At 60.7% G+C, this 12,200-nt stretch carries 10 protein-coding genes; 9 read left to right on the top strand and 1 reads right to left on the bottom strand.

Going from position 1 to position 12,200, the window contains the following annotated elements; genetic code table 11:
• Positions 1-33 precede the first annotated feature (33 nt).
• From ACINK1_RS01680 to ACINK1_RS01645, 8 genes are all read left to right on the top strand, one after another.
• Complete coding sequence (locus ACINK1_RS01680; RefSeq protein ID WP_376801803.1) at positions 34-477, top strand: Crp/Fnr family transcriptional regulator; 444 nt, start codon at positions 34-36, stop codon at positions 475-477.
• A gap of 88 nt (positions 478-565) precedes the next feature.
• Positions 566-2,263: an adenylate/guanylate cyclase domain-containing protein gene (locus ACINK1_RS01675; RefSeq protein ID WP_395759953.1), complete on the top strand. Its 1,698-nt coding sequence runs from the start codon at positions 566-568 to the stop codon at positions 2,261-2,263.
• 65 nt (positions 2,264-2,328) lie between these two features.
• Positions 2,329-4,200, top strand: coding sequence for an ABC transporter ATP-binding protein (locus ACINK1_RS01670; RefSeq protein WP_395759952.1), 1,872 nt, complete (start codon positions 2,329-2,331; stop codon positions 4,198-4,200).
• Positions 4,197-6,116, top strand: coding sequence for an ABC transporter substrate-binding protein (locus tag ACINK1_RS01665; RefSeq protein WP_395759951.1), 1,920 nt, complete (start codon positions 4,197-4,199; stop codon positions 6,114-6,116). Before ACINK1_RS01670 ends, ACINK1_RS01665 begins: the two co-directional genes overlap by 4 nt.
• Position 6,117: 1 nt before the next feature.
• The gene (locus tag ACINK1_RS01660) at positions 6,118-7,119 is read left to right on the top strand and encodes an ABC transporter permease (protein ID WP_376800432.1); all 1,002 of its coding nucleotides are present in this window, start codon (positions 6,118-6,120) and stop codon (positions 7,117-7,119) included.
• On the top strand, positions 7,116-8,291 hold the full coding sequence (locus ACINK1_RS01655) for an ABC transporter permease (protein ID WP_376800431.1): 1,176 nt from the start codon (positions 7,116-7,118) through the stop codon (positions 8,289-8,291). The genes ACINK1_RS01660 and ACINK1_RS01655 overlap by 4 nt, the downstream gene beginning before the upstream one ends.
• Positions 8,292-8,308: 17 nt before the next feature.
• Positions 8,309-9,439 carry a glycosyltransferase family 4 protein gene (locus ACINK1_RS01650; protein WP_395759950.1) on the top strand — a complete coding sequence of 377 codons (1,131 nt, stop codon included), beginning with the start codon at positions 8,309-8,311 and terminating at the stop codon, positions 9,437-9,439.
• Positions 9,436-10,197, top strand: a complete 762-nt coding sequence (locus ACINK1_RS01645) for a polysaccharide deacetylase family protein (protein ID WP_395759949.1) — start codon at positions 9,436-9,438, stop codon at positions 10,195-10,197. The genes ACINK1_RS01650 and ACINK1_RS01645 overlap by 4 nt, the downstream gene beginning before the upstream one ends.
• Here ACINK1_RS01645 and ACINK1_RS01640 read toward each other — a convergent pair.
• On the bottom strand, positions 10,176-11,411 hold the full coding sequence (locus ACINK1_RS01640) for an aspartate kinase (protein WP_395759948.1): 1,236 nt from the start codon (positions 11,409-11,411) through the stop codon (positions 10,176-10,178). The genes ACINK1_RS01645 and ACINK1_RS01640 overlap by 22 nt on opposite strands.
• 134 nt (positions 11,412-11,545) lie before the next feature.
• Here ACINK1_RS01640 and ubiG point away from each other — a divergent pair.
• The coding region (ubiG, locus tag ACINK1_RS01635; RefSeq protein ID WP_395759947.1) for a bifunctional 2-polyprenyl-6-hydroxyphenol methylase/3-demethylubiquinol 3-O-methyltransferase UbiG at positions 11,546-12,200 on the top strand (655 nt) is incomplete at its 3' end.

Here is a 12,200-nt window from a genome sequence, read left to right as displayed (position 1 = left end):
TACTCCGTAGACTTCGCGTTGAGGAGATGCCAGATGCTGACAAGGGAAGTCGAAGTCCTGCAAAAGGCGCCGCTGTTCAGGAAACTTCCGGCTGGAAGGATCAAACTCCTGGCCTACGCGGGGGAATTGATGACATACGAGGCGGGAGATTATTTGTTCCGCCATGGCGACCCGTCAGACGCCGCCTATACGATTTTCGATGGTGATGTCGAGGCGACGATCCCGGGGCCAGAGGAAGATGTAGTGGTTGGCCAGTTCGGTGCCGGGGAAGTGGTCGGGGAGGTTGGAGTGTTTACTGGCAATCCACGAAGCGTCTCCATCCGGGCCCGGACACGGACAAATGTTTTGCGTATCCCTTCGGAAGTTTTAACCGATCTCATCCATGATTGCCCGGCCTGCGCGGCCAGTATCACCGCCTTTATGGCGGGTCTCGTCGAACGCCTGATTGATCGTGTGTCTGTTGCCTCGCATCATTGAGAACAAGACGGTACCGTGCGCGCCTGCCAACAGCCGCATCTGCGATGAATTCCAACAATTGGCCTGCGCCCAGGCTGCGGAACGATAAATGCTGTCAACGGTCGAAAGTCACAACGCGTTCAACATCAAGGCGCTGACAACACGTTTACTGCGCAATGACTGGAAGCGTACACTCAGGCTGACGTCGGGTCTTGTGCTGCTCGCCTTCGTTACCATGCATCTGGTCAACCATGCGCTCGGTCTGATCGGCATTGCGCAAATGTCGGTAATGCAGGAATGGCGATGGGTGATCTGGAAGAGCCGCCCCGGAACCTGGCTGCTCTATGGCTCATTTTTCGTCCATGTCTCCTTCACCCTGGCGCGCATATTGCGGCGTGGCACGTTTCGCATGCCGTTCAAGGAAGCGCTGCAGCTCATCCTGGGATTGAGCATCCCCTTCCTCATCATCGGCCATGTTGCGGGTACGCGTCTGGCTGGCGATATGTACGGGCTTGATGAGAGCTATGTTGCCGTCCTTCATCGCCTGTGGCCGAAATCTGCCGTGATTCAGACGGTGGCCGTCCTGGTGGTATGGTTCCACGGCATTATCGGCTTTCACTATATTTTCACCGCCAAGCGGTCGGTACGCACGATCATGGATGATCTGCTGTGGGCTGTGGCTATCCTCGTGCCGGCCCTGGCGCTGGCCGGTTTTCTGGTGTCGGGGCGAGATGCGCAGCCCTATGACGGCGAGCCGACGATTGATCCGGCGGTCATCAGCCTGGTCAACCGCACGGAATTCTACGGCCGTCTCGGCGCCTTCGGTCTTCTTGCCGCAGTCGGCGGCGTGCTTGGCTATCGTGAGATTGGCCGGCGGCGGCGGCGCATCATCACTGTCAATTATGTCGGTCATGGCGAGGTGATGGTGAGGCCGGGGCAGTCGCTCCTCGAGATCAGCCGTGACCAGCGCATCCCCCATCCCTCGCTCTGCGGTGGGCGGGGTCGCTGCGCCACATGCCGCGTTCTGGTCACCAAGGGCTTGCAGGACCTGCCGCCGATTGGCGTTGCCGAGCGCACACTTCTGGAACAGATCGCCGCGCCGCCCGGCGTGCGTCTGGCCTGCCAGGTACACCCCTTCCGTGATTTGTCGGCGCAAATCCTGCTGCCGGTGCTGGGAGAGCATACGCATGCCGCCCAGAGCGAGCATGCCGGCTGGGGACTCGAGGAACAGGCAACCGTCCTGGTCGTCGACCTGCGCGCCTTTACCAACCTCGTCAACACGCAGGTTCCCTATGAGCTGGTCGTGCTTCTCAACCGCTTCCAGGAGGAGATGATCCAGTCGGTTCGCGCCCATCACGGGCATGTCGACATCGTGGTCGTGGACGGGTTGACAGCGGTGTTCAAAAAAGATGGGCACAAGGACAAGGGCAGTCGGGATGCGCTGAAGGCAGCGCGTGACATGTTCAAATCCATCGAGGCGCTGAATGTCCAGTTCCAGAGCGCGTTGTCGCTGCCGTTGCGAATAGGAATTGGTATACATACCGGGCGTATTCTGACCGCGCGTGTCGGCGCCATGCAGGCCCAGGCGGTGACGCTTGCTCTGGGGGAAACGGTGGCGGTTGCCAGCAAACTCGAAGCCGCGTCAAAGGATATGATGAGTGATCTTGTTATCTCGCGTGAAACGGCGCTTGCCGCCGGATTGCCGATCATGCAATCGCGTCTGCGGGACATCTATGTCCTTGGCCACGAGAACGCGATCTCGGCCTATCCGATCCGAGGGCTTGGCGAACTCGCAGCAGTGACGTAACGGCAAAAAGACGTTGCCGCTTGGGAAGGCGACGGTTAGATTTGCCAGCAGGGACAGGGAGCGCCATGGACATTCTGCGGGTCGAAGGGCTGAGAATAGCCTTCTCCTTGCACGGCCTTCAAAATGAGGTTGTGCGCGGCGTGTCGCTGCGTGTTCCGGCAGGCAAGACGGTGGCGCTGGTTGGCGAATCGGGTTCCGGCAAATCGGTTATTTCGCAAGCCATCATGGGCATTTTGCCACGCGCGGGCAAAGTGACCGGCGGACATATCCATTTCGACAGTCAGTCCGGCATGCTCGATCTTGCCACCCTGCCCCCCGACGGCCTTGCCTATCGCCAGGTCAGGGGCGGCCAGATCGGCATGATTTTCCAGGAGCCGATGTCCTCGTTGTCGCCGGTCCACACCGTTGGCAATCAGGTCGAGGAAGGGTTGCGGCTTCATTCGACAATGACCGGGGCGCAGGCGCGGGAGCGGACCGAGCAGATGCTTGGCCTGGTGGGCTTCAAGGACCCGGCGCGCACGCTTGGCATGTATCCCTTTGAATTGTCGGGCGGCATGCGCCAAAGGGCGATGCTGGCGATGGCGCTCATCTGCCGGCCCGCGCTTCTCATTGCCGATGAACCGACGACCGCGCTTGATGTGACCATCCAGGCGCAAATCCTGCGGCTGATGAAGGATTTGCAGCAGGAGCTGCATATGGCGATCCTGCTGATCACTCATGATCTGGGTGTGGTTGCCAACATGGCCGACGAAGTGGCGGTGATCTACCATGGCGAGATCATGGAGAGCGGCCCGGTCGAGGATATCTTCCGCCGCCCGCAGCACCCTTATCTCAAAGGGCTTCTGAAGGCCTCGCCCCATTTCGACATGGGCGAGAACGAGCGGCTGGTGTCGTTGCGTGATGTGGTGCGCGCGCCTGGTGAAAAACTGGCGATTTCCAAGACCGCCATCACCGCTCCGGCGAGCGGGCCGATCCTGAGCGTGCGCAATCTGCGCAAGACCTATCAGTCGCGGCGCGAAAGCTGGTTTTCCAACACGCAGCACGGGGTTGTTGCGGTTGATGATGTAAGCTTCGATGTGGCGCGCGGCGAATGTCTGGGGCTTGTGGGTGAAAGCGGCTGCGGCAAAACCACGGTCAGCAAGCTGCTGATGCGCGCCGTCACGCCTGACAAGGGCACGGTGACGTTCGATGATGGCGTGACCCGGCGCGATATTCTCGGCCTGCGTGGCGAGGAGCTGCGCCGCTTTCGTCCGCGGATGCAGATGATTTTCCAGGATCCGGTCAGTTCGCTGTCGCCGCGCATGACGGTCCTCAATATCTTGCGTGAGCCGTTGCAAATTCACGGCGTCGGCGATGTCGCCGAACAAAATCGCGACGTCACCGAGCTGATGAAGGCAGTGGGGCTTGATCCGCGTTTTCTCAACCGTTACCCGCACTCGTTTTCAGGCGGTCAGCGCCAGCGTATCGGTATTGCCCGGGCGCTGGCTCTGCGCCCCGAGATCATCATCTGCGATGAACCCGTCTCCGCCCTCGACGTGTCGGTACAGGCCCAGATCCTCAATCTGCTGAAGGATTTGCAGAAAGAGCTGGGGCTGACCTACATTTTCATCTCGCACAATCTGGCGGTGGTGAACTATATGGCCGAGCGCATCGCCGTCATGGCCCATGGTCGCATTGTCGAGATTGCGCCGCGTCATCAGCTTTTCGCCAATCCCGTCCACCCCTATACGCGGATGTTGCTCAAGGCGGTCCCTTACGCCGATCTTGATCGGCCGCTGGATTACCGGGCGGCGCTCGCAGCGTCTGGTGGTAGCGACCACTGGCCGGCGGCATTCACACCCTCGCCCGGAGGCAGTTCGCTGCAACCGGTTCAGGTCGGCGACAAGCACTTCGTGCTCGCGCGCGACAATGTCGATGCAAAGGATCTTGTGGCATGAGGACAGCGCGCTTTTGCACCGGATTTCTGGGCGTCGCGATCGCTCTTTCAGCGCCGGCGTCGCGGGCGCAGAGCTTTATTGAACCGCCGATGTTTGAAGCCGAGGTCACCGCGCAAAACATGCCGCCGGTTGCCGAACGGCTGCCAATGCGCCCGCGCGTTATCAATCTGGGTGAAAGCGGCCGGATGCCAGGCCGTTATGGTGGCACGCTGCGTATGCTGATTGCCGATCAGCGCGATATCCGTCTGGCGGTGATGTATAGCTATGCCCGCCTTGTCACCTACAATACCAAGCTCCAGCTGGAACCCGACATTCTTGACAAGGTCGATATTGCTGAAGGGCGTATCTTCACACTGCATATCCGTCCCGGTCACCGCTGGTCGGACGGTCAGCCGTTTACTTCCGAGGATTTCCGCTATTTCTGGGAAGATGTCGCCAATAATCCGCGATTGTCGCCTGGCGGGCCGCCCCTTCAGTTGCGCCCCCTCGGTCGCAAGCCGAAATTCGAGGTCATTGATGCATTGACGGTTCGCTATACCTGGGATGTCCCCAATCCAGGATTTCTGCCGGCACTGGCGGCGGCTCAACCCGTTTATATCTACATGCCGGCGCATTATATGCGTCAATTCCATACGAGCTATGCCGAGAAAGGTGTGCTCGATGCATTGATCAAAAAAGAAAAAGTGCGCGATTGGGGGGCGCTTCACGAGCGCAAATCACGCCAGTTCCGCCCCGAGAATCCGGCGCTGCCGTCACTTGACCCGTGGCGAAACACAACGCCGCTCCCGTCGGAAGTTTTTGTCTTTGAGCGCAATCCCTATTATCACCGCGTCGATGAAAATGGCAGGCAGCTGCCCTACATCGACAATCTGCGGCTGTCGGTGGTGTCGAGCCAGTTGATACCCGCCAAGGTAGGCGCAGGTGATTCCGACCTGCAGGCGCGCTACCTGCGCTTCGACAATTTCACCTTTCTCAAGGTGGCCGAAAAGCGCAACGGGTTTCTCACCCATTTGTGGCGGCGTGCCGAAGGCTCCTACATCGCGCTGCAGCCTAATCTCAACGCCAGCGATCCGGTGTGGCGGTCCATCGTGCGCGACGTCCGCTTCCGCCGCGCCCTATCGCTGGCGGTCGATCGCCGTGATATCAATCAGGTGATCTTCTTTGGTCTGGCGCGCGAAAGTGCCATGACTGTGATGCCGGAAAGTCCTCTCTACGATGACGTCTTCGCCTCGTCCTATGCGCGGTTTGATCCGCTGGCAGCTAACCGCCTGCTGGACGAGATGGGCCTCAAGAAACGGGATTTCGACGGTATCCGTTTTCTCCCCGATGGGCGACGGGCGGAAATCATTGTTGAATCAGCGGGCGAAAGCATGGAGGAGACCGACGCGCTCGAACTCGTGGTGAAAGATGCACGCAAGGTTGGGCTCAGACTTCTGGTTCACTCGTCGCATCGCGATGTTTTCCGCCGCCGCATCAGCGGAGGGTCGACCGTTATGTCAGTGCGGCCGGGAATTGATAACGGGCTCGCCTCGCCCGACATGGACCCCCAGGACCTGTCGCCCACCAATCAGAACCAGTTCAACTGGCCGATGTTCGGTCAATGGGTCGAAACCAACGGCAAAGAGGGGCAGGAGCCCGATATGGAGGGCGTCAAGGAGCTGGTACATCTGCGCAATCAATGGCTCGCGTCAAGTTCGACCGAGGAGCGCCGTGTGGTGTGGAAAAAGATGCTGTCGATCCATGCCGAACAACTCTACAGCATCGGCATCATCAGCGGAACATTGCAGCCGGTCGTGGTGTCGCAGCGTTTGCGCAACGTGCCGGCAACCGCGCTTTATGCTTACGAGCCCGGCGGTTATTTCGGCCTGACGATGCCCGACAGTTACTGGTTCGATCAAAGCGCAGCGGGGCAGTAACATGCTTTTTAAATACATCCTGCGACGGATCCTCATCATGATCCCCACGCTGTTTGTCACCAGCGTGCTGGTCTTTTCCATTGTGGTGCTGCCGCCCGGCGATTATTTCGACACCCTCGTGTCCGAGAGCCTGGCATCGGGCGAAAAGGCCGATCTCACGCGCATTGAATTTCTGCGCAAGGAATATGGCTTCGACAAATCCCCGGTTGAGCGTTACGTCCTGTGGGTCAGCAATCTTCTGCGTGGCGATCTGGGCTACTCCTTCGAGTATCAGCTGCCCGTCAACGATCTGGTGGGTGATCGCATGGTGCTCACCATCATCGTTTCCGGCTTCACCATTCTGTTCACCTGGATCATTGCTTTTCCAATCGGCATCTATTCCGCAACCCATCAGTATAGCTGGGGGGATTACGGGCTGACATTCCTCGGCCTGCTCGGGCTGGCGATCCCGCATTTCCTGCTGGCGCTTGTGATCGTCTATTTCGCCAATGTGTGGTTTGGCGTGTCGATTGGCGGGCTGATGGACGACCGGTTTCTCAATCAGCCGATGAGCTGGTCTAAGTTCTGGTCGATCATGCAGCATCTGTGGATACCGGTCATCGTCATCGGCACGGGCGGCACGGGCAAGATGATCCGGGCGGTGCGCGCCAATCTGCTCGACGAGCTGCAGAAGCAGTATTACACCACGGCGCGCGCCAAGGGTTTGCCACCCGGGCGTGCCTTGATGAAATATCCATTCCGCCTGTCCCTCAATTTCTTCATTTCCGACATCGGTGACGTATTGCCTCATGTCGTGTCTGGCGCGGAAATCACGGCCATCGTTCTGTCGCTGCAAACGACGGGGCCGTTGCTGCTGCGAGCGCTGCAATCGCGCGATACCTTCCTTGCCTCATCGTTTCTCATGTTCCTCGCCTTTCTCACGGTGGTCGGCGTCCTCATCTCCGACATTGCCTTGTCGCTGCTTGACCCGCGAATCCGGCTGCAGGGAGGGCAAACGAAGTGAACGCGCCACTGCCGGCGGCAGGAGCGCCGCTCCCCCACACCTTCCGTGACGAGCCATTTGATCCGTACTCGGTCGAAAAAATGAGCGAGGCGCAGGAGCGCGCCTATCTCGCCTCGCAATGGACGCTCATGTGGTGGAAGTTCCGCCGCCACCGTCTGGCGGTGATCTCAGCCGTTTTGCTGATCCTTCTCTACATCATTGTCGCATTTGCCGAGTTCTTCGCGCCTTACAATTACCAGTCGCGCCACACCGCCTTCATCCGCTCGCCGCCACAGGCGATCCACATCTTCCATGAGGGGAGTTTGAGGGCGCCGTTCGTTTACGGTGAGAGTTTCAAGCTCAATATCGACACGTTGCGCCGCGAATACACCAACGACACATCCAGCATCCAGACGATCCGCTGGTTCTGCCATGGCGACAGCTACAGCTTCTGGGGCTTGTTCGATGGCTCGCTGCACCTCATGTGCCCGGCCGAAGGTGGCAGCCTTTATATTGCGGGCACCGACAGGCTCGGGCGCGATATCCTGTCACGGATGATCTATGGCGCGCGCGTATCGCTCACCATCGGCCTGATCGGCGTCAGCATCTCCTTCCTTCTGGGCATTATCATCGGCGGACTTGCCGGCTATTATGGTGGCACGTTTGATCTGCTGGTTCAGCGTGCCATCGAGATTGTCCAAAGCCTGCCGCAAATTCCGCTCTGGCTGGCGCTCTCGGCGATCCTGCCGGCGACATGGAGCCCGTTGCTCGTCTATTTCGGGATCACCATCATCCTCGGCCTGCTCGACTGGACGGGCCTTGCCCGGGCGGTGCGCTCGAAACTCCTGTCGCTGAGGGAGGAAGATTATGTGCTGGCCGCCCAGCTCGCGGGAGCGCGGCCGGCACGCATCATTGCGCTTCACCTGATTCCAGGCTTCATCTCGCATCTGATCGCGTCAGCAACCGTCACCATCCCGCGCATGATCCTGGGCGAGACAGCGCTGAGCTTCCTTGGTCTGGGACTGCGGCCGCCGGTCACGAGCTGGGGCGTCATGCTGAACGAGGCACAGAACATCAACGTGGTTGCTCTCTACCCTTGGCTGCTGTGGCCGGTGGTGCCGGTGATCATCGTCATCCTTGCCTTCAACTTCATGGGCGATGGCATGCGTGACGCCGCCGACCCCTATCACTGAAGGCCGGCGGGAGCGCAATGCGCATTGCCTTCTATTGTCCGACGGTTGATCTGTCTGACGATACACCCTCAGGCGACCGCCGCATGGCCGATTTGCTGATGGCGGCGCTGCGGCTTGCCGGGCATGAGGTGGTGATCGCGTCGAGATTGCGCAGCTATGGCAAGGACCCCGACGCGTCTCGTCTGGCGAGGCTTGAGGAAGAGGCCAGCCGCGACCGCAACCACCTCACCCGGCGGTTTGACGATGGCGAGCGGGCGCCCGATCTGTGGTTCACCTACCACCCCTATTACAAAGCGCCCGATCTCATCGGGCCGATGCTGTCACAGACCCTCGCCATCCCCTACGTAACAGCGGAAGCATCCTTTGCCGGCAAACGGGCGGCTGGGCCGTGGGCCGCCTGGCACAAGGCATCCCTGCCGGCGCTGGCGAGGGCTGCGTGTCATTTCACCTTCACCGCGCGCGACCGCGAAGGGTTACTGGCGGGCGGCGTCGAGCAATCAGCGATGGTCGATCTGCCGCCGTTTATCGATACCACATTGTTTGAGCCGCCGATGAGGCCACGGCCTGATAACCGACGCGCGCAGCTGGTGTGCGTGGCGATGATGCGGGGCGGGCGCAAGCTGCAGAGCTTCCATGATCTTGCAAAGGCCCTGACCCGGCTTGGCGATATCGACTGGCAGCTGACGCTTTTTGGCGATGGGCCCCAGCGCGCGGCAGTTGAAGCAGCATTCGCGATGCTTCCCGCAGGGCGTATCCATTTTGCCGGGCGCATCGCGGCGCAAGACCTGCCGGACGCGCTTGCGCGTGCTGATCTCTATGTGTGGCCGGGCCTTGGTGAGGCTTACGGGCTTGCTTATCTCGAAGCGCAGGCTGCCGGTCTGCCAGTGATTGCCTATGATAGTGGTGGGGTTTCGGCCTGCGTGACGGGCGGTAAAACGGGCGTTCTGGTGAGTGAAGGCGATGACGCTGGTTTTGCCACCGCAATCCGCCGTCTGTTGCAAAACAGTGAGCTTAGAGGCCGTCTCGGGTCCGAGGCCCGCAGGATGGTCCTGGGAGAGCGATCATTGGCCGTTGCAGCCAACCGGCTTGAGGCAGCGTTACGACTTGTTGTACCCGCATCGCGCTCGCGCCTGCGGACTATGCCATGACGTTCATCGCACTTGCCGATGAACTCGCGCGCTGGCGCGATGCTGGTCTGTCGCCCCGGCTGTGGCTGCGTGATGATGACGCCGTCGCACCCACGCCAGCACTTGAGCGGCTGATCATGCTCAGCGCTCATTGTCAGGCGCCGGTGCTCCTTGCCGTCATCGCGCAGCCGGCGCAGCCAGCCCTTGCCGAGCGCCTTGCCGATGTCGCGCTCTTCACACCGTGCCAGCACGGCTATGCGCATCGCAACCACGCGGGTGCCGGCGAGCGCGCGGTTGAGCTGGGAGGAGCGCGCGGCCTCGAGGTGATCGCGCATGACCTTGCAGCCGGGCAGCAACGCCTCATCGCCCTGTTTGGTGATCGGCTGTCGAGGATCCTTGTGCCGCCATGGAACCGTATCGATGCACACCTTGCCGGCCGGTTGCCGGCGCTGGGCTTTGCCACGCTGTCAACGTTTGGGCCGCCGCGCTTTGATGGCATCGCCGGCCTTGGTGAACTCAATTGCCACGTCGACCTGATCGACTGGCGCGGCGGACGTGTCGGCAAGTCGCCAGCGCGCCTCGAACGGGAGCTGGTGTCAGCGTTTGCCCTGGCGCGCGCGGAGGGCGGGCGGGCCGTTGGCTTCCTCACCCATCATCTGGCGCATGATGCTCAGGCGTGGGCGTCGCTTGACGAAGCGCTAAGCTCGCTAACCACATGTGGCGTTATGTTTGGTGAAGCCGACGCGCTTGCGGCCGATCACACCTTGTCGAGATCATAGAGCGTGTGCAGGGTGCGCACCGCCAGCTCGGTATAGGCAGCCTCAATCAGGATCGAAATCTTGATTTCCGACGTGGTGATCGCCTGGATGTTGATGCCGCGCTCGGCGAGCGCCTTGAACATCTTGACGGCAACGCCCGCATGGGTGCGCATGCCAACACCAATGCACGACACCTTCACCACATCCTTGTCGCCACGCAATTCGCCGTAGCCGATCTCGCTCTTGGCTTTGGTCAGCACATCCATGGCGCGGGCAAATTCAGCCGCCGGCACGGTAAAGGTCATGTCGGTTGTCTTGCCGTCAGACGAGACGTTCTGGACGATCATGTCGACATTGATGGAGGCGTCAGCGAGCGGACCGAAGACCTTGGCGGCGACGCCTGGCTTGTCGGCCACCTGCACGAGCGTGATCTTGGCCTCGTCCTTGGAAAAGGCGATACCGGTGACAACCTGACTTTCCATGATTTCATCCTCGTCGCAGACAAGCGTCCCATTCCAGTTGCTGGCGTCAGGCGCATCGAAAGATGAGCGCACATAGACCGGCACGCGATGAACCATCGCCATCTCGACGGAGCGGACCTGCAGGACCTTGGCGCCGAGCGAAGCCATTTCCAGCATTTCCTCATAGGCGATACGCTCGATGCGCTGCGCCTTGGCGACCACACGCGGGTCGGTGGTGTAGACGCCATCAACGTCGGTGTAGATATCGCAGCGATCGGCCTTGACGGCAGCGGCAATGGCCACTGCGGAGGTGTCCGAGCCGCCGCGTCCGAGGGTGGCGATGCGCTCGTTTGAGGCGACGCCCTGGAAGCCGGCAATCACCGCCACCTCGCCGCTATCCATGCCGGCGATCAGCCGGTCGCCAGTAAAATCCTGGATGCTCGCCGCGCCATGGCTGTCATCGGTGTTGAGGGGGATCTGCCAGCCCTGCCAGGAGCGTGCCTTGATGCCGATGGACTGCAACACAATGGCCAGGAGCCCACTGGTGATTTGTTCACCGGAGGCGACCACTGCGTCATATTCGCGCGGATCGTAGAATTCACTCGCTTCCTTGACCCAGGTGACAAGCTGATTGGTGGTGCCGGACATGGCTGACACGACGACCGCCACCTGGTGTCCGGCTTTCACCTCGCGCTCGACATGGCGGGCGACGTTACGGATACGTTCAATGGTGGCAACCGATGTGCCGCCGAATTTAAGAACCAATCTAGCCATGAACCCTGCCGGCCTGAAACGGTGTGCGCCGGTTCGATAGCCGCTGGCGGGCGCATTCGCAATCCCGTTATCTTGACAATTGCACCCGGGGCGCCGACGAGGAGGGGGGTCGAGGACGAATGGGCATAAGCGATATGAGTCAGGCCGACCGGCAGAGTACGACCAGCGTTGATCCGGCGGAAGTCGAGCGCTTCGCCAGGCTTGCCCGCGAATGGTGGAACCCGCACGGCAAGTTCAAGCCGCTGCACAAATTCAATCCGGTGCGGCTCGCCTATATCCGCGAGATGGCGCTCAGGCATTTTGCGCTTGATCCGGCTGTAGCCCAGCCGCTTTCCGGCCTGCGTCTTGTTGATATTGGCTGCGGTGGCGGCCTGCTGTGCGAGCCGATGAGCCGGCTTGGCGCCGAGGTGGTTGGCATTGATCCGGCCGAGCGCAATGTCGAGATTGCGCGCCTCCACGCCGAGGACAGCCGGCTTATAATTGATTACCGGGCGACTAGTGCCGAGGCATTGCTGGCTGATGACGAGCACTTCGACATTGTGCTTGCCATGGAGGTGGTCGAGCACGTGGCCGATGTGCCGGGGTTCCTAGGCACGGTGGGCGGGCTGGTGAAGCCTGGCGGTGTGGCGCTCATTGCCACCATCAACCGGACGATGAAGGCGCTGGGTCTTGCCATCATCGGGGCAGAATATGTCTTGGGATGGCTGCCGCGCGGTACCCACCACTACGACAAGCTGGTGCGGCCTGAGGAAATAGCAGCGCCGCTCGGTGCGGCCGGTCTGCAGGTGA

It is taken from the genome of Raskinella chloraquaticus (SeqCode) (genome assembly GCF_021731865.1).
Taxonomy (GTDB): domain Bacteria; phylum Pseudomonadota; class Alphaproteobacteria; order Rhizobiales; family UBA4765; genus Raskinella; species Raskinella chloraquaticus.
This window is presented reverse-complemented; position numbering and strand designations above follow the sequence as displayed.